Below are 18907 nucleotides of genomic sequence, written 5' to 3'. Positions count from 1 at the left end.
GGCGCCGCCCCTACGACCCCGCCAGGGGGCGCCGCCCCCTGGACCCCCGGCCTATGCCCACCCACCACCCGACTCGGTCGGCCAAGAGGCCACCCCCGGGAGCCCGACTCGGTCGGCCAAGAAGCCACCCCCGGGAAGCACCGCTCGGTCGGCCAAGAAGCCACCCCCCGGGAAGCACAGCTCGGTCGGCCAAGAAGCCACTCCCCGGGGCCGGCTCGGGGGGTCGGGAAGGCGCCGGCCCCGGAGAGGCGCTACGGCTTCGGGAGGTTTCTGCTCGCGAAGTCCAGCTCCAGGCGTACCTGCTTGATGCGTTCGTCGACGACCAGGGAGCCGTGGCCCGCGTCGTAGCGGTAGACCTCGTGGACGGCGCCCCTGGCCTCCAGGCGCTCGACGTAGTTCTCGACCTGGCGGATCGGGCAGCGCGGGTCGTTGACGCCCGCCGAGATGTACACCGGGGCCTTGACCTCGTCGACGTAGGTCAGCGGGGAGGAGGCCTCGAAGCGCTCGGGGACCTCCTCGGGGGTGCCGCCCAGCAGGGTGCGGTCGAGTGCCTTGAGGCCCTCCATCTCGTCGTGGTACGCGGTGACGTAGTCGGCGACCGGCACGGCCGCGATGCCCAGCGTCCACGCCTCGGGCTGGGTGCCGATGCCGAGGAGGGTGAGGTAGCCGCCCCAGGAGCCGCCGGTGAGGATCAGGCGCTCGGGGTCCGCGAGGCCCGAGGCGACCGCCCATTCCCGCACCGCCGCGATGTCCTCCAGCTCGATGAGGCCCACCCGGTGCTTGAGGGCGTCGGTCCACGCGCGGCCGTAACCGGTGGAGCCCCGGTAGTTGACCCGGACCACCGCGTACCCGTGGTCGACCCAGGCGGCCGGGCCCGCGGCGAAGGAGTCGCTGTCGTGCCAGGTCGGGCCGCCGTGGATGTCGAAGACCGTCGGGAGCGGACCGGCCGCCCCGGCCGGCTTCTGGACCAGGGCGTGGATGCGGCCTCCCGGCCCCTCCACCCACACGTCCTCCACCGGGACCGAGCGGGGCGACTTCAGGCCGGGCGGGTCCAGGACGACGCGGCCGGTGGTGGAGCGGACGGCCGACGGCTCGGCGGCCGAGGACCACAGGTACTCCACGCTGCCGTCGGGGCGGGCCGTGGCTCCCGAGACGGTGCCGGCGGGGGTGTCGATGTCCGTCAGGCCGCGCTCGGCGAAGTCGTACCGGAACAGCTCGCTGCGGGCCTCGAAGCCGTGCACGATCAGCAGGCCGGAGCCGTCCGGATACCACTCGGCGCTGACGTCACCGGGCAGCTCCAGGGCGAGGTCGGTCTGCTCGCCCGTCGCCACGTCCCACACCAGGGGCTCCCAGCGGCCCCGGCGCTGGTGGCCGATGAGCAGCCGGGTGTCGCCGTCGACCGGCGCGAAGCCCAGGACCTCCAGGCCCAGCTCCTCCTCGCCGCCCCTGGTGTCGTCCAGCTCGGCGACCGTGCTGCCGTCGGGGCGCAGGACGCGCAGCGCCGAGTGCATGGCGTCGCCGTGCTCGGTGTGCTCGATCGCGATCAGGGAGCCGTCGTGGGAGAGGTCGCCGACGCCCGCGGACTCGCGGTGCCGGTAGATCTCCGCCGGGGCGCCGCCGTCCCCGCGCGCGAGGTGGATCGTCGTACCGTCCTCGTCGGTGGAGCGGCCGATCACCGCCGTGCGGCCGTCCCGGCCGAGGGCGAGGCCCGCCGGGTAGGAGGGGTCGAGGCCCGGCACGGCCTCCTCGTCCGGCCCGCCCGCGAAGGGCTGGCGGCGCCAGACGCCGAACTCGTCGCCGTCCTTGTCGTCGAACCACCAGATCCAGTCGCCGTCCGGCGCGAGCACGCCGTCCGTCGTGCCGTTGGGCCGGTCCGTGACCTGGCGCTGCTCCCCGCTCGACCGGTCCCAGGCATACAGCTCGTACGTCCCCGTCGCGTTCGAGACGAACAGGGAGCGGTCCGGGGCGTCCTCGGCCCAGTCGGGCAGCGACACCCTCGGCGCCCGGAACCGCTTCTCCCAGTCGGGCACCTGCTCGCCCTGCGTCTGCCGCAACCCGTTGCTCTCAGTCATGGCCCCATACTGCCCCGACCCGGCGGCAACGCGCAGAAAGGATCCCCAGCCTGTGGACAACCTCCTCAGTCCGTCACGTTTTCCACAGCCCCGCGGCCGGGTGGTCCGGGCGCGCACCGTACCGTGGAGGGCGTGTACCGGTTTCTGCTGACGCCCCGATGGTGGGGGATCAACGTCTTCGTCGTCCTGGCCATCCCCTTCTGCATCTTCATGGGTTCCTGGCAGCTCGGCCGTTTCGAGGACCGGGTGCAGGACCACGAGACCGCCTCCACACAGCAGGAGTCGGCCGCCCGGGAGGCCGCGCGCCCGCTGACCGAGCTGCTGCCCGTGGACAAGGCGACGGTCGGCAGGCAGACCACCGTCACCGGCCGGTACGACGATCAGCTGCTGGTCCCGGAGCGGAAGCTCGACGACCGGGAGGGCTTCTACGTCCTCACGCTGCTGCGCACCGACGGCGGTGAGGCCCTGCCGGTCGTGCGGGGCTGGCTCCCGGGCGAACCCGACCCGGCCAGGGCCCCGGCCCCGCCCACCGGCGAGGTCACCGTCACCGGGGCGCTCCAGGCCGCCGAGTCCCCCGGCGCGGGCGGCGTCAGCGGGCGCTCCGGGTGGCCCGACGGGCAGACCGGCGCGATCAGCGCGGCGACGCTGCTGAACCTCGTGCCCTACGACGTGTACGACGCCTGGGTCACGCTGAACGAGGGCGACTCGGGGATGCGGGCCGTGCCCGTGAGCGCGCCGCAGAACACGGGCCTCGACCTGAAGGCCTTCCAGAACCTCGGCTACACCGCCGAGTGGTTCGCGTTCGTCGGCTTCGTGATCTTCATGTGGTTCCGGCTGCTGCGCCGCGAGGTCGAACTCGCCCGGGACGCCGAGCTGGGCCTGGTCGCGGAGGACGGGAAGGACGGGGAGGACACGGAGGACGAGGACGCCGGAAGGGCCAGGGCGGGGCTCGTCTCCTGACCCACGGGCCTGGCCCACGGGCCTGACCCACGGAGGCTGGCCCACGGGGACCTGCCCCCGCGCGGCCTGCCCCACGCGGCCTGCCCCCGCAGGGGCTATGCTCCCGAGCCCGAGTCCGCCAGCAGGCCGGTCCAGTAGACGGTCCCCGCGCACGCGTTGGACACCGTGGCCGTCGCCGATCCGGAACCGCCCTCCGGCGTGTACGTCACCGACACGCTGCCCTCGGCCGGACCGTCCTCGGTGATCAGCTGGGTCGTGGGCCCGGCCTCGCCACCGCCCGCGGAGGTGCCGCCCGCGGCGGTCGTGTCCGCGGTGGGCGAGGGATCGGGCGAGGGCCCGCCGCTGCCGCCTCCCGTGGTGCCGCCGGTGGTGGGACAGGTCTCCGAGGGCACCCAGGCGAACTGCACCTCGTACGCGGCGCCCGGCGCCAGGGCCAGCGAGGCGGTCTCCAGCGACGGGTCGGGCAGTCCGGCCGCGGCGTCCCCGGCGGCGTGCCGGGCGGTGCCGATCCTGGTGGCCTCGGCGGCGCCCAGCGAAGCGGTGACCACGGTGCCGGGGCCGGTGACGGTACAGCCGTCCGAGGAGACGTTGGTGACGCGGAAGGAGCCGTAGACCACGCCCGTGGAGTCGGGCTCGGCACTGCTCGCCACGGCCGGGCCGAGGGACCCCGGCGCGCACGCGGGGACGTCGGCGGGGCTGCTGGCGCTGGGAACGCCCGAGGGGGGCGCGCCCGTCGCGGCGCCGGGCTCCTTGCCGCCGGGTGTCTCCTTGGGGTCGGCCTTGTCCCGGTCCTCGGGCGTGTCCCCGGTGCTGGCGACGCCGCTCTGCCCGCCGGCCGGGTCCTTGCCCTGGGAGGCGCCGCCCTGGGCCTGTGAGGCGTTGCCCGCGACGGACGGGTCGGCACCCGCGCCGGTGGCGTTGGAGACGTGTACGAGGGCCGGGACCGCCGTGCCGAGGAAGAGGGCGGCGGCCGCCGCGCCGACGAGTGCCTGGCGCTTGCGGGCCCGCCGGGCGGGCACCGCGCGCCGCAGGTGCTCCAGGGTGCCGTCGCTCGGCTCCATCTCCCGGACCGCCCGTTGCATCATCGCGCGCAGGGCGGCCTCGTCGGTGGCCGGCCCGTCGGCCCCGGGAGCGTCGGGGCCCTGCGCGGCGGGGCCGTGGTTCACAGTTCCCTTCCCAGCGTGCGTGTCGTGCGTGTCGTGCATGTCGTGCGTGTCGTGCGGGTGCTTCCGCTGTTCCCGCCCGGCCGGTCCGGCGGGCGCGCCGTGCCCGTCGCGGGCGTCCGGTCCTGCGTCATCCCCGTCACCGGCGTCGGAACCCGGGCCGTGCCCGTCGAAGGGGCCCGCCCCCGGGTCATGCCCGTCACGGGCGTCGGAACCCGGATCGTGCCCGTCGCGGGCGTCCGGTCGCGCGTCGTTGCCGTCGCTCATGCGGGAGCCTCCATGGCCACCCTGAGCGCCGCGATCCCGCGCGAGCCGTAGGCCTTGACCGAGCCCAGGGATATGCCGAGCGTCTCGGCGACCTGAGCCTCCGTCATGTCGGCGAAGTAGCGCAGGACCAGCACCTCGCGCTGCCGGCGCTGGAGCCCCTTCATCGCCTTGATCAGGGAGTCGCGCTCCAGCTGGTCGTACGCCCCCTCCTCCGCACTCGCCATGTCCGGCATGGGCTTGGAGAGGAGCTTGAGGCCGAGGATGCGGCGGCGCAGCGCCGAGCGCGAGAGGTTGACGACGGTCTGCCGCAGGTACGCCAGGGTCTTCTCCGGGTCGCGGACGCGTTTGCGCGCCGAGTGCACCCGGATGAAGGCCTCCTGGACGACGTCCTCGCAGGAGGCAGTGTCGTCGAGGAGGAGGGCGGCGAGACCGAGCAGCGAGCGGTAGTGCGCCCGGTAGGTCTCGGTGAGGTGGTCGACGGTGGTGCCCGCCGCCGCGTCCTCGGCGCCGTCGCGCTGGTTCGTTATGCGGGCCGGCCGCGCTGCGGGCATCGGCGCGATCACCGGCATGCCACCGGCCGGACCGGCCACACGGGGACGGACGGACCGGACGGGAGGGCGCAGCGCCGCGCCCCGCGTGCCTGCGGTGAAATCGAGAACCTCTGCCACGCCAGTTGGACACGTCCACCCCCGTGAGGGTTGTACGTGCCGGGCGTCACGTTCCCGTGTCCGTCGGGCAGCCGCCCGGGCGGCCACCCGGCTGACGGTGCGTCATAGGCCCTCATCGTCCGCTCTTCCCCTGTGTTCCATGTGAACGGGCGTCCCCACGCCCGCCCTCGGCGTCCCCGCGCCGAACCACGCCCCGTGCCACGAATGGGTGACCGCAAAGACGCTCCCCGCCACTCGCACGGTTGCGGAGGGCGGGGAGGAAATCCTCTGACGGAGCGGGTGTCCGGTACAAGTAGTCCGGACCAACTTCCGGATCACATCTCGTCCATGGATCCTACAAACGAAACCCACGGCCGCCGGGCCTTTTCGCCTCTCTGATCCCGGTTCAGCCGAACTCGGCCGCCACCAACTCCGCGATCTGCGCGGTGTTGAGCGCGGCGCCCTTGCGCAGATTGTCCCCGCAGACGAAGAGTTCGAGCGCGGTCGGGTCGTCCAGGGCCCGGCGCACCCGGCCGACCCAGGTCGGGTCGGTGCCGACCGCGTCGGCGGGCGTCGGGAACTCCCCCGCGGCCGGGTTGTCGAACAGGACGACGCCGGGAGCGGTGGCCAGGATCTCCCGGGCCCCCTGGACACTGACCTCGCCCTCGAAGCGGGCGTGCACGGTCAGGGAGTGCGTGGTGACGACGGGCACCCGTACGCACGTCACCGCGACCGGGAGGTTCGGCAGCCCGAGGATCTTGCGGGACTCGTCCCGCACCTTCATCTCCTCCGACGACCAGCCGTCCTCCCGCAGCGATCCGGCCCACGGTACGACGTTCAGCGCCACCGGCTCCGGGAACGGCCCGGTGTCGTCGCCGACGGCCCGCCGCACGTCACCGGGGTGCGTCCCCAGCTCGGTGCCGGCCACCAGCGACAGCTGCCGGCGCAGCGTGTCCACGCCGTCCCGCCCGGCCCCGCTGACCGCCTGGTACGAGGAGACGACCAGCTCGCGCAGCCCGAACTCGGCGTGCAGCGCGCCCAGCGCCACGATCATGGACAGCGTCGTGCAGTTCGGGTTGGCGACGATCCCGCGCGGCCGCATCCGCACCGCGTGCGGATTGACCTCGGGCACGACCAGCGGCACGTCCGGGTCCATCCGGAAGGCGCCGGAGTTGTCGACCACCACCGCGCCCTTGGCGGCGGCGAGCGGCGCCCACTGGGCGGCGACCTCGTCGGGCACGTCGAACATGGCGACGTCGACCCCGTCGAAGGCCTCTTCGCTCAGCGCGACGACCTCGACCTCCTCCCCCCGCACGGCCAGCTTGCGGCCGGCCGAGCGCGGGGAGGCGATCAGGCGGATGTCGCCCCAGACGTCCGCGTGCTGGGACAGGATCTGGAGCATGACCGAGCCGACGGCACCGGTCGCGCCCACGACGGCGAGCGTGGGCCGGCCGGTACGGCCGCCGTCCCGGCCGGTGTCTTGCCTGGCGGACATCAGCGCCCGGTGCCCCCGTAGACCACGGCCTCGTCACTGTCGGAGTCGAGCCCGAAGGCGGTGTGCACGGCGCGCACGGCCTCGTTCACGTCGTCCTTGCGGGTGACGACCGAGATGCGGATCTCGGAGGTCGAGATCAGCTCGATGTTCACCCCGGCGTCGGAGAGCGCGGTGAAGAAGTCGGCGGTGACGCCCGGGTTGCTCTTCATACCGGCGCCGACCAGCGAGATCTTGCCGATCTGGTCGTCGTAGCGCAGCGAGTCGAAGCCGATGCCCGGGCGGTTCTTCTCCAGCGCGTCGATGGCCTTGCGGCCCTCGCTCTTGGGGAGCGTGAACGAGATGTCCGTCAGGCCCGTGGAGGCGGCGGACACGTTCTGCACGACCATGTCGATGTTGACCTGGGCGTCGGCGATGGCGCGGAAGATCGCGGCCGCCTCGCCCGGCTTGTCGGGCACCCCGACGACCGTGACCTTGGCCTCGGAGGTGTCGTGCGCGACTCCGGAGATGAGGGCCTGCTCCACGTGCTTTTCCCCTTGCTTGATCGGCTCGCTGCTGACCCACGTGCCCTGCAGTCCGCTGAAGCTGGACCGCACGTGAATCGGGATGTTGTACCGGCGGGCGTACTCCACGCAACGGTGGAGCAGCACCTTGGAGCCGGAGGCAGCGAGCTCCAGCATGTCCTCGAAGGAGATCCAGTCGATCTTCTTCGCCTTCGGCACCACGCGCGGGTCGGCGGTGAACACGCCGTCGACGTCGGTGTAGATCTCGCAGACGTCCGCGTCGAGCGCGGCGGCGAGGGCGACGGCCGTGGTGTCGGACCCGCCGCGGCCCAGCGTGGTGATGTCCTTGCTGTCCTGGCTGACGCCCTGGAAGCCGGCCACGATGGCCACGTTGCCCTCGTCGACCGAGGTGCGGATGCGACCCGGTGTGACGTCGATGATCCGGGCCTTGTTGTGGACCGAGTCGGTGATGACTCCGGCCTGGCTGCCGGTGAACGACTGGGCCTCGTGCCCCAGGTTTTTGATCGCCATGGCCAGCAGCGCCATGGAGATACGCTCCCCGGCGGTCAGCAGCATGTCGAGTTCACGCCCGGCAGGGATCGGGGAAACCTGCTCGGCGAGATCGATCAGCTCGTCCGTCGTGTCGCCCATCGCGGAAACGACGGCGACCACCTGGTTGCCGTTCTTCTTCGCTTCCACGATCCGCTTGGCGACGCGCTTGATGCCCTCGGCATCGGCTACGGAGGAGCCTCCGTACTTCTGCACGACAAGGCCCACGTGCGCTCCTCGCTCAATCCGTCTCTTTCCGCACGTACGTATATGTACTGCGGTCGGCTCATTTTACCGAGCGTCCGGGTTTCACCCCTGCGGTATCGCATGGTGAGACTCCGGACCGCCCGCTGTTCGGGGTGGCTCATGCCCAGGGGGACGCGGGTCACTCGGGAAAGTGCGGTGTGTCACACGTTCACAAGTGGCTTCCCGCCACGTGGAAGACCGGGTTGGTGGAACGCACAACCCTTGCGGCCCCTGGTGAGTCCGACCCCCGGGGCGTGCGGTGCGCCTCACCCGTGGCGTCGCCTTCGAAGTGACGAACACGCAGTTCCTGGCCCGGCTGGTCGGACGGGGCCTCGGCGTGGCGATGCTGCCCTCCGCCCACGTGCCCCGGCTCGGCGGCGTGACCACGATCCAGGTCACCGACGCACCGGCCCGCGTCGAGTACGCCGTCTGGCCCCTGGCAGCCGCACGCCCGCGGCGACCGCGTTCCTCCGCCTGATCGGTGTCCTGGATGCCTCGGCCGCCCCGGTCATCCCGGGTGCCCCGGGTTCCTCGGAACCCCCCGAGTGCGCCGCTACTTGACCGGCCGCAGGCCCAGCGGCGCCGCGATCTCCCGGACCATGACCCGGCCGGCCTCCGACTCCAGGGTCTCTTCGCCCAGTTCCTGGTCGGTGTCGAGGCCGTCCAGCTCCTCCAGGGGCTGGTTCAGGCGGACGTGGGCGACGACCGACTGGAGGGCGCGCAGGGTCGCGGAGGCGGTGGAGCCCCAGTTGGAGAAGTAGGAGAACTGCCACCACCACAGGGCCTCCGTGGTGCGGCCGGCCTTGTAGTGGACCATGCCGTGGCGGAGATCGGTGATGACGTCGGTGAGGTCGTCGGAGATGCGCGCCGGGACCGGGGCCTTGCGCGGCTCGTAGGGGTCGAAGACCTCGGAGTAGACGTCGACCGGGTCGAGGATGCGGGCCAGGTTCTCGCGGATCTCGTCCACGTCGAGTTCCGGGCCCGGGTCGGGCTCGTAGCGCTCGTCCGGGACGATGTCCTCGTGGGCGCCCAGCCGGCCGCCGGCCAGCATCAGCTGGGAGACCTCCAGGAGGAGGAAGGGGACGGCCGAGTCGGGTTCGTCGCCCTTGGCCACCTCGGTGACGGCCACCAGGAAGCTCTCGATCTGGTCGGCGATCTGGACCGCGAAGTCGTCCGGGTTCTGGTCGGTCGCGTGCAGCGTGGCGTCAGACATCTAGGAGTCGTCTCCCCTCGAAGGCGCGGCCGAGGGTCACCTCGTCCGCGTATTCCAGGTCTCCGCCCACCGGGAGGCCGCTGGCCAGGCGGGTGACCTTGAGGCCCATGGGCTTGATCATGCGGGCGAGGTACGTGGCCGTGGCCTCGCCCTCCAGATTCGGGTCCGTGGCCAGGATCAGCTCCGTGACCGAGCCGTCCGCCAGGCGGGCCAGCAGCTCACGGATGCGCAGATCGTCCGGGCCGACCCCGTCGATCGGGCTGATCGCGCCGCCGAGCACGTGGTAGCGCCCGCGGAACTCGCGGGTGCGCTCGATGGCGACGACGTCCTTCGGCTCCTCCACCACGCAGATGACGGACGGGTCGCGCCGGGTGTCGCGGCAGATGTTGCACTGCTCCTCCTGCGCGACGTTCCCGCAGGTCGCGCAGAAGCGGACCTTGGCCTTCACTTCCATGAGGGCCTGGGCGAGCCGCCGTACGTCGACCGGCTCCGCCTGGAGGATGTGGAAGGCGATCCGCTGCGCGCTCTTGGGACCGACGCCGGGCAGCCGCCCGAGTTCGTCGATGAGGTCCTGGACCACGCCTTCGTACAACGGACTGCCGTCCTTCCTGAGGTTCGTGCACTACGTACGGTAGATGGCTTCGGCCGGTCCGAGAAAGGCGAACCGGGAAAACCGGGGCCCGGGGAGACTCAGAACGGCAGGCCGGGGATGCCGCTGCCGCCACCGCCCATGCCCTGGGCGAGCGGGCCGAGCTTCTGCTGCTGGAGGTTCTGCGCGTTCTCGTTGGCCGCCTGGACGGCGGCGACGACCAGGTCGGCGAGGGTCTCGGTGTCCTCCGGGTCCACCGCCTTCGGGTCGATGACGAGGCCGCGCAGCTCGCCGGAGCCGGTGACCGTGGCCTTCACCAGGCCGCCGCCCGCCTGGCCCTCGACCTCGGTCCGCGCCAGTTCCTCCTGGGCCTTCGCCAGGTCCTGCTGCATCTTCTGGGCCTGCTGGAGCAGCTGCTGCATGTTGGGCTGGCCACCACCGGGGATCACGTTCAGCTCCCATCGCGTCCGGTCACTACCGTTTTGCCGTTCGGCACGAGCCTACGTGGTCCGGGCGGCCCTCGCCCCAGCACTCTTTCGAGTGATGCCCTGGTAGCCCTATACCTGATCAACGCCCTCTTCCGGGCGGAAAAGCGACGGAACCCGGCCCTTCGCCACCCATTGGGCGGTAGGAAGGGTTCCGGCGCGGGGTTCCGGCGTACGAGTCCTCACGGACGGCGAGCGGTAGGCGAGCGGTACGGCGAGCAGTGGCGAGCAGTAGGGAGTGCCGGGTGGGTCAGCCGGAGATGCAGCCCGAGGGGCCGCCGCAGCGCGGACGGGACGGCGAGGGCGGGGCGGCCGGGACGCGGCCGGGCGACCTGACCGGGCGGACGTTTCCCCTCGGGGACTGGGCACTGCCCGCCGAGCGGCTGGACGAGCTGTACCGGTGGGTGGAGCGGGGCGCGCTGGACACGGCGGCCTGGTATCTCGCGGACCGGGTGTGGAAGCGGCGCGGTGCCGTACTGCTGCGGGGCGGGGCCGCGGTGGGTGCGGCGGCCGGGGCGGCGCTGCCGCTGCTCGACCTGTCGGGTGCGGTGGGCGGGGTCGCGCCCTGGGGGTATCTGGCGCTGCTGTGGGCGGTGGCGTGTGTGGCGGGCGACCGGTACTTCGGGGTGACGTCCGGCTGGATGCGGGACGTGGCCACGGCGCAGGCGGTGCAGCGGCGGCTCCAGGCGCTCCAGTTCGACTGGGCGTCGGAGAGCGTGCGGGAGGTGCTGGGCCCGGCGGACGGGACGGCGAGCGAGGCGGCGGAGCGGTGCCTGCTGGTGCTGCGGCGGTTCTCGGAGGACGTGACGGAGCTGGTGCGGGCGGAGACGGCGGACTGGATGGTGTGCTTCCGTCCGGGTCCGGGACCGCTGGGACCGCACGCCGCGGCGGCGGCCGACGGGCCCCGCCCGGACGGCGCGGGCACGGGCGCCACCGGCCGGTTCCCGCTCCCCCCGCAGAACGGCACCCGTCCGAACATGCCCCGCCAGCGTCCGCCGGAGCCCCGCTGACCCGAAGCGGCGCGCGCCACGTCCGTCGCGTCCGCCACGTCCGTCGCGTCCGCCCGTCCGCCGCGTCCGCCCGTCCGCCGCGTCCGCCCGTCCGCCGCGTCCGCCCGTCCGTCGCGTCAGTACCCCTGTGCGCGGGTGTAGAGCAGGGACTCGCCGGTGTCGTCGCTGGTGCGTTCCAGGCTGCCGTCCGGCAGCAGGGTGACGGTGCTGGGGCCGCCCGGGGCGCAGCTGCTGGCCGGACCGGTCCTGACCGCGGACGGGCCGAGCCGCAGCGGACCGCCGGAGCCCGGCTCGGCCGTGAGGGCGGCCTCGAACACGCAGTGGTACGTGCCGGTGTCCGTCGGCCCGTCCGCCACGAGGGTCAGCACCGTGTCGCCGACCTCGCCCGGCACGATGCTCAGCGTGCGGGGGTGTGTCCCGGAGGCGTTGTCGATGCTGGTCGACCAGTCGCCCAGGTATCCGGTCGGAACCGTGCCCTCGTCGGCGGCCGGACCGGTCGACGGCGACCGGCCCCCCGTCGCACCGGACGAACCGGAGGCGCCCGTACCCGGGTCCTGCGGCGCACCGGTGGACCGCGTGGGCGTCGGGTCGCCGCCCGCCCGGCCGTCGTCGTCCCCGCGCATCAGGGCGTAGACCGAGCCGCCCGCGCCCAGCGCGACGACCAGGGCGACGACGATCAGCAGCGCGGTGGAGCGGCCGTTGCGGACGGGCTCGTGCGGCGGTCCGTACGGGGGTGGGGGTCCCTGGGGCGGGGTCGGGCCGAGGCCGCCCCCGCCGTCGTACGGGTGCTGGTGTCCGGGCTGCGACGCGTGCCAGGCCGGGGCCGGGTCGTACCCCGGGGCCGGTGGCTGGGCGTGGCCGTGGGCTCCGGGCGGGGGCGTGGCCGGGTGCCGGCCCGCGACCTGGGTGGGGAGGTGGTTCAGCGGGGCGCCGCCGCCGCTGCCCGGCTCACGCGGAGGAGGCGGCCCGCCGGACGCCGGGTCGGCGCCCTGGGCAGCACCCTCGCCGCCGGACCCGCCACCGCGGGCCCCACCGCCGCCCGGCCATGCGCCACCGGGGCCCACGCCGCCGGGGTCAGCGCCATCAGGCCCCACACCGCCGGAGCCAGCACCACCAGGCCCCACACCGCCGGGACCAGCACCACCAGGCCCCACACCGCCGGAGCCAACACCACCAGGCCCCACACCGCCCGGGCCAACACCGCCAGGCCCCACACCGCCCGGGCCAGCACCACCAGGCCCCACACCGCCGCGCCCCCCGCCGCCAGGCCCCGCGCTCCCAGGCGCCACACCGCCGTGTCCCGCGCCCTCAGGCCGCACCCCGGCAGCCGGAGCCGACGCGCCGTCGGGCAGCGCGTCGCCGGGCGTCGCCGCGGCCGCTCCGGGTGTGCGGGAAGGGTCCGGGCCGCCCGCGGGGTGTGCCGGGTCTTCGGGGTTCTCCGTGTCCAGCAGTTGCACCGCGTGGCGGCCGAGCTGGGCCACCAGCGCGCTGGGCAGCCACGGGTCGCGGGATCGGCCGCCGGTGACCGTGTCCTGCGCGCCCGTGCGCTCCAGGACGTCGGCGAGGGCCGGCCGCGCCGCGGGGTCCTTCCGCAGGCAGTCGCGCACGAGGTCGGCGATGCCCTCGGGCACGCCCTCCAGGTCGGGCTCCTCCTGCGCGATGCGGAACATCAGGGCGTGCGCACCGCTGTTCGCGGAGCCGAAGGGCAGCTTGCCGGTGGCGGCGTAGGCGAGGACCGAGCCGAGGCAGAAGACGTCGCAGGCGGGTGTGACCCGGTCGCCGCGCACCTGCTCGGGCGCCATGAAGCCGGGCGAGCCGACGAGCGCGCCGGTGCGGGTGAGGCCGCCGTCGGCCACCGTCTGGAGGGCGCGGGCGATGCCGAAGTCGATGACGCGGGGGCCGTCGATGGTGACCAGGACGTTGGACGGCTTGAGGTCGCGGTGGACGATCCCGGCGGCGTGGATGTCCTGGAGCGCGTGCGCCAGACCGGCGCCCAGGGTGCGCACCGAGCGTTCCGGCAGCGCGCCGTGGTCGTGCCCGACGACCTGCTGGAGGCTGGGCCCGGCGACGTACCCGGTGGCCACCCACGGCACGGCGGCCTCGGTGTCGGCGTCCAGTACGGGCGCCGTCCAGTGCCCGCCGACCCGGCGCGCGGACTCGACCTCGTGCCGGAAGCGCTCGCGGAACTCCTCCAGCGCGGCCAGTTCCTCGCGCACCAGCTTCACGGCGACCGTGCGCCCGCGGTCCGACCGGGCCAGGTAGACGTGGCCCATGCCGCCCGTGCCCAACCGGCCCAAGAGCCGGTAGACCCCGATGTGCTGCGGGTCCCCGTCCCCCAGTCTCCGCATGCCGCGCCGCCTTCCCCCCGAACATGAGCAACAGGCCGAGGATAGTGCGGGGCGGCCCCGCGGTAGGTCGCCGCTCGTCCACGGTTCCGTAACGGAGGGGCCCCGCGCGCCCGCGCCGCGTCGGCAGCGCGTCGGTCGCCGCGTCGACAACCTGTCGCGGAAAGCCCCCGACCGCAGACAGGACGCCGATTCCGTTTCCGCATCGCGGACATCTACCCTCGGCCGCATGACCCCTCAGCCCTCCCCCCAGGCCGGCGCCGCCGTGAAGGCCGCGGACCGCGCGCACGTCTTCCACTCCTGGTCAGCGCAAGAGCTGATCGACCCGCTCGCCGTCGCCGGCGCCGAGGGGTCGTACTTCTGGGACTACGAAGGCAAGCGCTACCTCGACTTCTCCAGCGGACTCGTCTACACCAACATCGGCTACCAGCACCCCAAGGTCGTCGCCGCGATCCAGGAGCAGGCGGCGCGGATGACGACGTTCGCGCCCGCGTTCGCCGTCGAGGCGCGCTCGGAGGCGGCCCGGCTGATCGCCGAGCGGACGCCCGGTGACCTGGACAAGATCTTCTTCACCAACGGCGGCGCCGACGCCGTCGAGCACGCCCTGCGCATGGCCCGGCTGCACACCGGCCGCCCCAAGGTGCTCTCCGCCTACCGCTCGTACCACGGCGGCACCCAGCAGGCGGTCAACGTCACCGGTGACCCGCGCCGCTGGGCCTCCGACAGCGGCACGGCCGGGGTCGTGCACTTCTGGGCGCCGTTCCTGTACCGCTCGCGCTTCTACGCCGAGACCGAGGAGCAGGAGTGCGCGCGGGCGCTGGAGCATCTGGAGACGACGATCGCCTTCGAGGGCCCGGGGACGATCGCCGCGATCGTGCTGGAGACGATCCCGGGCACGGCGGGGATCATGATGCCGCCGGCCGGCTACCTGGCCGGGGTGCGCGAGATCTGCGACAAGTACGGCATCGTCTTCGTGCTCGACGAGGTCATGGCCGGTTTCGGCCGCACCGGCACCTGGTTCGCCGCCGACCTGTACGACGTCGTGCCCGACCTGATGACCTTCGCCAAGGGCGTGAACTCGGGCTATGTGCCCCTCGGCGGCGTCGCGATCTCCGCCGAGATCGCCGCGACCTTCGCCGAGCGGCCCTACCCCGGCGGGCTGACGTACTCCGGGCACCCGCTGGCCTGCGCCGCCGCCGTCGCCACGATCAACGTGATGGCGGAGGAGGGCGTCGTCGAGCACGCGGCGCGACTCGGCGCCGAGGTCGTCGAGCCGGCGTTGCGGGAGCTGGCCGAGCGCCACCCGAGCGTGGGCGAGGTGCGCGGGACCGGCATGTTCTGGGCGCTGGAGCTGGTGCGGAACCGGGAGACCCGGGAGCCGCTGGTGCCGTACAACGCGACCGGGCAGGCGGCCACGCCCATGTCCGCGTTCGCCGCCTCCGCCAAGGCGCACGGCCTGTGGCCGTTCGTGAACATGAACCGGACCCACGTGGTCCCGCCGTGCAACGTCTCCGAGGCGGAGCTGAAGGAGGGCCTGGCGGCCCTGGACACGGCACTGTCCGTGGCGGACGAGTACACGGAGTAAGCGGGACGGGGGCAGGGGACCGAGCGCGTAGGGTGGCGTGCTCGTACGCGGTAGACATGTGTACGAGCACGCCCCTGGGCGGCGCCCCCGGGCGACGCCCCGAACGCGACGAGGAGACGCCCGCCCATGCCCGGTCCCAGCGGTACCGGTGCCGTCACGCGCAGCACCCTGCGGCAGCAGATCGCCGACGCGCTCCGTGACGAGGTGCTGGCCGGCCGGCTCCAGCCGGGGCAGGAGTTCACGGTCAAGGAGATCGCCGAGCAGTACGGCGTGTCCGCGACGCCGGTGCGCGAGGCCCTGGTCGACCTGTCCGCGCAGGGGCTCCTGGACGCCGACCACCACCGCGGCTTCCGCGTCCACGAGTACTCCGTCGACGACTTCCGCGGCATGATCGAGGCCCGCAGTCTCGTGACCGACGGCATGTTCCTCTCGCTGGCCGCCGACCTGCCGGGCGGACCGGACCCGGCCGATCCGCGCATCGCCGCCGCCCTCGCCGGGGTCCGCCGGCGCGGCGAGGAGGCCCAGCGCGCCGCCGCGGCCGGGGACCTGACCGTCCTGATCGGCTACGACCTGCGCTACTGGCGCGAGCTGGCCACCCTCTTCGGCAACCCCTACCTCTGCGACTTCCTGCACCGGCTGCGCGTGCAGAGCTGGGTGTGCACCGTGCAGCACCTGCGCCGGCTCAGCGAGCTGCGCGGCGCGTTGTGGTCCGGGCACACCGCGCTGGTCGACGCCCTGGCCCGGCGCGACGTCCCGGGCGCGCGTGCGCTCGTCGACGCGTACAACAGCCACTCGCTCGCCCTGATCGAGGGGCTCGCCGGCGAATGACCAACGCCGGACGTGTCGTGGCCCGGCCCCAGATGGGTATGGGTTCTGCACGCGACGCGCCCCGGCGCACACCGACTACGCTGCCCTGACCGCCGTGCTGTGTGAGGAGCCCTCTTTTGGCCTGTGACCTGTGGCTGGTACCGCTCGTCGACGTCTTGTGCCACACGCCGGACAACCCGTTCGCCGAGGAACTCGCGCAATACGACAAGGTGCTGGCCGAGGCCGGGCTGCCGCCGGTGCCGGTGTACCAGTACATGCCGGGGCTCTCCGGCGAGGTCGCGCCGGTGGCCGGCTTCGACTACGACGCGCTGCACTTCCTGCGCCGGGCGCACCTCCTCCAGGTGTGCGGCCTCCCGGTGACCCCGGTGGACGAACTCGGGGGCGACTACGAGCAGTTGCTGGAGATGTTCGAGTCGACGGCCCAGCAGTCCCACCTGGTCTGGCACTACGACCACGCGGGCGCCTACGTGCCGGTCGACTTCCCGCACCCGCTCTCCAGTGACGAACTCCTGGCGGGTGGCGGCCCCTTGGGCTCCTCGCACACCCTGCTGCGGGAACTGGAGGCCGTCGCCCCGGCCCTCGGCATCGACCCGGCCAACCCCCCGGCCCCGCCGCAGCCGCCGCTCGCCCCGACGGAGCTGGAGGAGCCGGCGGTGCCCGCGCCGCACGACTCCAGCCCGTTCGCCCGGGAGCGCCATGTGTGGCTGGGCCTGCACGCGGCGGCGACACGGAGCCTGGCCCAGGGGTCGATGATCGTCTTCAGCTGATCCGCCGAAGGGCCGTCAGCCCAGCTGGGAGAGGCCCTTCGCCAGGTCGTCGCCGTTCATGATCGGGCAGAGGTCGACCTCGGCGTTCAGCTCCATGAGGAACGGTTCTCCGATCGGCGGCATCTGCGAGCTGTCCTGCATGTCGAAGACCAGCAGGGCGGTCCGCCGTCCGTCGATCGTGCCGAAGTAGGCGGCCTCCGGCCCGATGCGGTCGACGGTCTCCTTGATCAGGGCCTCCATCCTGCCGCTGCGGATCACCTCGTTCGACTTCTCGGTGTCCAGCGTCGCCTTGAGCAGCACGCGCATCGCACTCACCTTCTTCTGCCGACGCGACGTGTATGAACTCAGCCTATGCCCGTGATGTCCAGTTCGTTCAGGCGAGCGGGTTCCGCGATCACGTCGATGCCGGTGATGCGGCCGTCGGCGGCGAAGTCGAAGCGGAGCACGACGCGCAGCCTGCCGTTCTCGGCCATCGCCATGCCCACCATGCCGTCGACCAGGACGACGGCGGCGGACCTGGCCCGGGCCATCGAGGCCATCGCGCCCCTGGCCACCTGCTCCATGCCGCTGACGGTGACGGGTTCGGGCGTCGGGACGACCGCAGCGTCCGCACTCAGGACGACGTCCGGGTGCAGCAGGGCCACCAGCGCGTCGAAGTCGCCGCCGCGGGTGGCCGCCAGGTAGGCGTCGACGGCGCGGCGCCTGCGGGGCAGGTCGGCTTCGGGCGCGGGGACGCCCCGGACCCGGCGGCGGGCGCGGCTGGCCAGCTGGCGGGTGGCGGCGGGGGTCTTGTCGAGCATCGCGGCGATGTCGTCGAAGGGCACGTCGAACATGTCGTGCAGGACGAACGCGAGCCGCTCGGCGGGGCCGAGGGTGTCCAGGACGATCAGCAGCGCGATCCCGACCTCGTCGGCGAGCTGCACCTCCTCGGCCGGATCCGCGGCGGTGCCGGTGGCGGCCGGTTGCCTGCGGGCCGCGTCGTCCAGCGGTTCCTCGCGCCGGGTGTCGCGGGCCCGGAGCAGGTTGAGACAGACCCGGGCCACGACCGTGGTGAGCCAGCCCGAGGGGTTGCCCACCTCGGAGGTGTCCGCCCGGTCGGCCCGCAGCCACGCCTCCTGGAGGGCGTCGTCCGCCTCACCGAGCGAGCCGAGGATCCGGTACGCGACCGCCCGCAGCCGGGGCCGGTCCAGCTCGAACTGCCGGGCCATGTCGTCGGATCGTGCGGGCACCGTACGGCTTCCTTCCGCCTCCGGGCGCCCTCGGGGGCGCGTCGCCCCAGTGAACCATCCCGGCGTGCCCGGGTCCGCGGCGGTCTCACCGCACCGGGTCTCGGCACACCACGTCTCACCGCACCAGGACGATGCCCGGCGGCCACAGCACCCCGGTGGCCAGCAGCAGTGAGGGTCCCAGGTGGACGGGGCACACCCGCAGCGGCGCCCGCAGGTGCCGGGCGACCTCGAAGCGGACCGGGTCCCCGCAGTCCTCGGGGCCGTTCTCGCCGCCGTACGGGCCCTGGCAGGAAGCGGCGCTGTAGCGGTCGGTCATGTCTGCGATCCGACACCACCGGGCACGCGGACGCCCGGCGAAGAGGGCCGAACGAAGGGGCGCGGGGAACGGACGGCTACAGGACGGTGGCGGCGTCGTCGAGGCCGATGCACTTGCGTTCCTGCGGGATCCACTTCACGGCGGGATCCAGCGCGGCGAGGATGCCGCCCACCTCCTCGCGCGGACCGGAGTACGTGAACTCCACGGCCGGTGAGCGGCCGTACGTCCGCAGGACGCTCACGCCGTCGCGCTTGAGCCGTGCCTCGTCCAGGACCCAGTCGACGCCGTCCGCGGTGACGCAGAGGTTGACGTTGGGCTGGAGCTCCTCGGCGCCGCAGCGGAACACCGCCTTCTGGCCGCCCCAGGACGCGACCCCGTCCCCCAGGGCCCAGTCGCGCGAGGCGCCGGGTATGTCGTCCGGGAGGCGGGAGACGATCTCGTCGCACTTGGGGTCGCCGGCGTGCGGCGCGGCGGAGACCCGGTGGCCGTCGACGTAGAAGGCCCCGCCGGTCACGACGACGACGGCCGCGGCCAGCCAGATCCACGTCCGGGTGGTGGGCTTCCGCATGTCCGCTCGCTCCGTGCTGTCCGTGCTGTCCGTGGTGACCGCGGCCGTGGTGACCGTGGTGTCCCGGCCCCTG

General features: G+C 73.4%; 19 protein-coding genes. 6 read left to right on the top strand and 13 right to left on the bottom strand.

Going from position 1 to position 18907, the window contains the following annotated elements; all coding sequences use genetic code 11:
* Positions 1-251: 251 nt before the first annotated feature.
* A complete protein-coding gene (locus tag R2E43_RS20535; RefSeq protein WP_332056436.1) occupies positions 252-2072 on the bottom strand; it encodes a S9 family peptidase in 1821 nt (606 codons plus the stop codon).
* 132 nt (positions 2073-2204) lie between these two features.
* Between R2E43_RS20535 and R2E43_RS20530 the strand changes: the two genes are divergently transcribed.
* Positions 2205-3032, top strand: coding sequence for an SURF1 family protein (locus tag R2E43_RS20530; protein ID WP_173943910.1), 828 nt, complete (start codon positions 2205-2207; stop codon positions 3030-3032).
* A 95-nt stretch (positions 3033-3127) separates the two neighbouring features.
* Here R2E43_RS20530 and R2E43_RS20525 read toward each other — a convergent pair whose 3' ends face one another.
* The 4 genes from R2E43_RS20525 to R2E43_RS20510 all read right to left on the bottom strand — a co-directional run bounded on the left by R2E43_RS20525 (position 3128) and on the right by R2E43_RS20510 (position 7881).
* On the bottom strand, positions 3128-4462 hold the full coding sequence (locus R2E43_RS20525) for a hypothetical protein (protein WP_332056435.1): 1335 nt from the start codon (positions 4460-4462) through the stop codon (positions 3128-3130).
* Positions 4459-5031, bottom strand: a complete 573-nt coding sequence (locus R2E43_RS20520; RefSeq protein ID WP_003975326.1) for a SigE family RNA polymerase sigma factor — start codon at positions 5029-5031, stop codon at positions 4459-4461. The genes R2E43_RS20525 and R2E43_RS20520 overlap by 4 nt, the downstream gene beginning before the upstream one ends.
* 484 nt (positions 5032-5515) lie before the next feature.
* Entirely contained in the window at positions 5516-6604 is a 1089-nt protein-coding gene (locus tag R2E43_RS20515) for an aspartate-semialdehyde dehydrogenase (protein ID WP_003975325.1), read from the bottom strand.
* Entirely contained in the window at positions 6604-7881 is a 1278-nt protein-coding gene (locus R2E43_RS20510) for an aspartate kinase (protein WP_003975324.1), read from the bottom strand. Before R2E43_RS20510 ends, R2E43_RS20515 begins: the two co-directional genes overlap by 1 nt.
* A 277-nt stretch (positions 7882-8158) precedes the next feature.
* On the opposite strand from R2E43_RS20510, the gene R2E43_RS20505 reads away from it, so the two are divergent.
* Positions 8159-8377, top strand: a complete 219-nt coding sequence (locus R2E43_RS20505; RefSeq protein WP_030867875.1) for a LysR substrate-binding domain-containing protein — start codon at positions 8159-8161, stop codon at positions 8375-8377.
* Between the two features lie 75 nt (positions 8378-8452).
* Here R2E43_RS20505 and R2E43_RS20500 read toward each other — a convergent pair whose 3' ends face one another.
* The 3 genes from R2E43_RS20500 to R2E43_RS20490 form a co-directional block, all read right to left on the bottom strand.
* Positions 8453-9112 carry a DUF5063 domain-containing protein gene (locus R2E43_RS20500; RefSeq protein WP_003975322.1) on the bottom strand — a complete coding sequence of 220 codons (660 nt, stop codon included), beginning with the start codon at positions 9110-9112 and terminating at the stop codon, positions 8453-8455.
* The gene (gene recR, locus R2E43_RS20495; RefSeq protein ID WP_003975321.1) at positions 9105-9704 is read right to left on the bottom strand and encodes a recombination mediator RecR; all 600 of its coding nucleotides are present in this window, start codon (positions 9702-9704) and stop codon (positions 9105-9107) included. The genes R2E43_RS20500 and recR overlap by 8 nt, the downstream gene beginning before the upstream one ends.
* A gap of 98 nt (positions 9705-9802) precedes the next feature.
* On the bottom strand, positions 9803-10150 hold the full coding sequence (locus tag R2E43_RS20490) for a YbaB/EbfC family nucleoid-associated protein (protein WP_319708020.1): 348 nt from the start codon (positions 10148-10150) through the stop codon (positions 9803-9805).
* 281 nt (positions 10151-10431) lie between these two features.
* Between R2E43_RS20490 and R2E43_RS20485 the strand changes: the two genes are divergently transcribed.
* Complete coding sequence (locus R2E43_RS20485) at positions 10432-11196, top strand: SLATT domain-containing protein (RefSeq protein WP_030867879.1); 765 nt, start codon at positions 10432-10434, stop codon at positions 11194-11196.
* A 116-nt stretch (positions 11197-11312) separates the two neighbouring features.
* On the opposite strand, the gene R2E43_RS20480 is transcribed toward R2E43_RS20485, so the two are convergent.
* Positions 11313-13544 (bottom strand): serine/threonine-protein kinase, encoded by a 2232-nt coding sequence (locus R2E43_RS20480; RefSeq protein ID WP_332056434.1) that lies wholly within the window; start codon positions 13542-13544, stop codon positions 11313-11315.
* Positions 13545-13770: 226 nt separating this feature from the next.
* Between R2E43_RS20480 and R2E43_RS20475 the strand changes: the two genes are divergently transcribed.
* From R2E43_RS20475 to R2E43_RS20465, 3 genes are all read left to right on the top strand, one after another.
* Positions 13771-15126 (top strand): aspartate aminotransferase family protein, encoded by a 1356-nt coding sequence (locus tag R2E43_RS20475; RefSeq protein WP_003975318.1) that lies wholly within the window; start codon positions 13771-13773, stop codon positions 15124-15126.
* A 126-nt stretch (positions 15127-15252) separates the two neighbouring features.
* Entirely contained in the window at positions 15253-15954 is a 702-nt protein-coding gene (locus R2E43_RS20470) for a GntR family transcriptional regulator (protein WP_003975316.1), read from the top strand.
* A gap of 116 nt (positions 15955-16070) precedes the next feature.
* Positions 16071-16721 carry a hypothetical protein gene (locus R2E43_RS20465; protein ID WP_003975315.1) on the top strand — a complete coding sequence of 217 codons (651 nt, stop codon included), beginning with the start codon at positions 16071-16073 and terminating at the stop codon, positions 16719-16721.
* Positions 16722-16736: 15 nt separating this feature from the next.
* Here R2E43_RS20465 and R2E43_RS20460 read toward each other — a convergent pair whose 3' ends face one another.
* The 4 genes from R2E43_RS20460 to R2E43_RS20445 all read right to left on the bottom strand — a co-directional run bounded on the left by R2E43_RS20460 (position 16737) and on the right by R2E43_RS20445 (position 18834).
* Positions 16737-17027, bottom strand: a complete 291-nt coding sequence (locus tag R2E43_RS20460) for a hypothetical protein (RefSeq protein ID WP_003975314.1) — start codon at positions 17025-17027, stop codon at positions 16737-16739.
* Positions 17028-17065: 38 nt separating this feature from the next.
* Positions 17066-17950, bottom strand: a complete 885-nt coding sequence (locus tag R2E43_RS20455; protein ID WP_332056433.1) for a sigma-70 family RNA polymerase sigma factor — start codon at positions 17948-17950, stop codon at positions 17066-17068.
* A 115-nt stretch (positions 17951-18065) separates the two neighbouring features.
* Positions 18066-18266: a hypothetical protein gene (locus R2E43_RS20450; RefSeq protein WP_003975312.1), complete on the bottom strand. Its 201-nt coding sequence runs from the start codon at positions 18264-18266 to the stop codon at positions 18066-18068.
* A gap of 76 nt (positions 18267-18342) precedes the next feature.
* The gene (locus R2E43_RS20445) at positions 18343-18834 is read right to left on the bottom strand and encodes a DUF3515 family protein (protein WP_003975311.1); all 492 of its coding nucleotides are present in this window, start codon (positions 18832-18834) and stop codon (positions 18343-18345) included.
* Between the last annotated feature and the right edge of the window lie 73 nt (positions 18835-18907).

Source organism: Streptomyces violaceoruber (genome assembly GCF_033406955.1).
Lineage (GTDB): Bacteria > Actinomycetota > Actinomycetes > Streptomycetales > Streptomycetaceae > Streptomyces > Streptomyces violaceoruber.
The sequence above is the reverse complement of the archived record's forward strand: the minus strand, read 5'-3'. Positions and strand labels throughout refer to the sequence as shown.

Excerpts from the sequence above, each read along its gene's own strand:
- R2E43_RS20535 (WP_332056436.1), bottom strand. The coding sequence starts at position 2,072 with ATGACTGAGAGCAACGGGTTGCGGCAGACGCAGGGCGAGCAGGTGCCC.
- R2E43_RS20525 (WP_332056435.1), bottom strand. The coding sequence starts at position 4,462 with ATGAGCGACGGCAACGACGCGCGACCGGACGCCCGCGACGGGCACGAT.
- R2E43_RS20520 (WP_003975326.1), bottom strand. The coding sequence starts at position 5,031 with ATGCCGGTGATCGCGCCGATGCCCGCAGCGCGGCCGGCCCGCATAACG.
- R2E43_RS20515 (WP_003975325.1), bottom strand. The coding sequence starts at position 6,604 with ATGTCCGCCAGGCAAGACACCGGCCGGGACGGCGGCCGTACCGGCCGG.
- R2E43_RS20500 (WP_003975322.1), bottom strand. The coding sequence starts at position 9,112 with ATGTCTGACGCCACGCTGCACGCGACCGACCAGAACCCGGACGACTTC.
- R2E43_RS20480 (WP_332056434.1), bottom strand. The coding sequence starts at position 13,544 with ATGCGGAGACTGGGGGACGGGGACCCGCAGCACATCGGGGTCTACCGG.
- R2E43_RS20475 (WP_003975318.1), top strand. The coding sequence starts at position 13,771 with ATGACCCCTCAGCCCTCCCCCCAGGCCGGCGCCGCCGTGAAGGCCGCG.
- R2E43_RS20470 (WP_003975316.1), top strand. The coding sequence starts at position 15,253 with ATGCCCGGTCCCAGCGGTACCGGTGCCGTCACGCGCAGCACCCTGCGG.
- R2E43_RS20460 (WP_003975314.1), bottom strand. The coding sequence starts at position 17,027 with ATGCGCGTGCTGCTCAAGGCGACGCTGGACACCGAGAAGTCGAACGAG.
- R2E43_RS20450 (WP_003975312.1), bottom strand. The coding sequence starts at position 18,266 with ATGACCGACCGCTACAGCGCCGCTTCCTGCCAGGGCCCGTACGGCGGC.
- R2E43_RS20445 (WP_003975311.1), bottom strand. The coding sequence starts at position 18,834 with ATGCGGAAGCCCACCACCCGGACGTGGATCTGGCTGGCCGCGGCCGTC.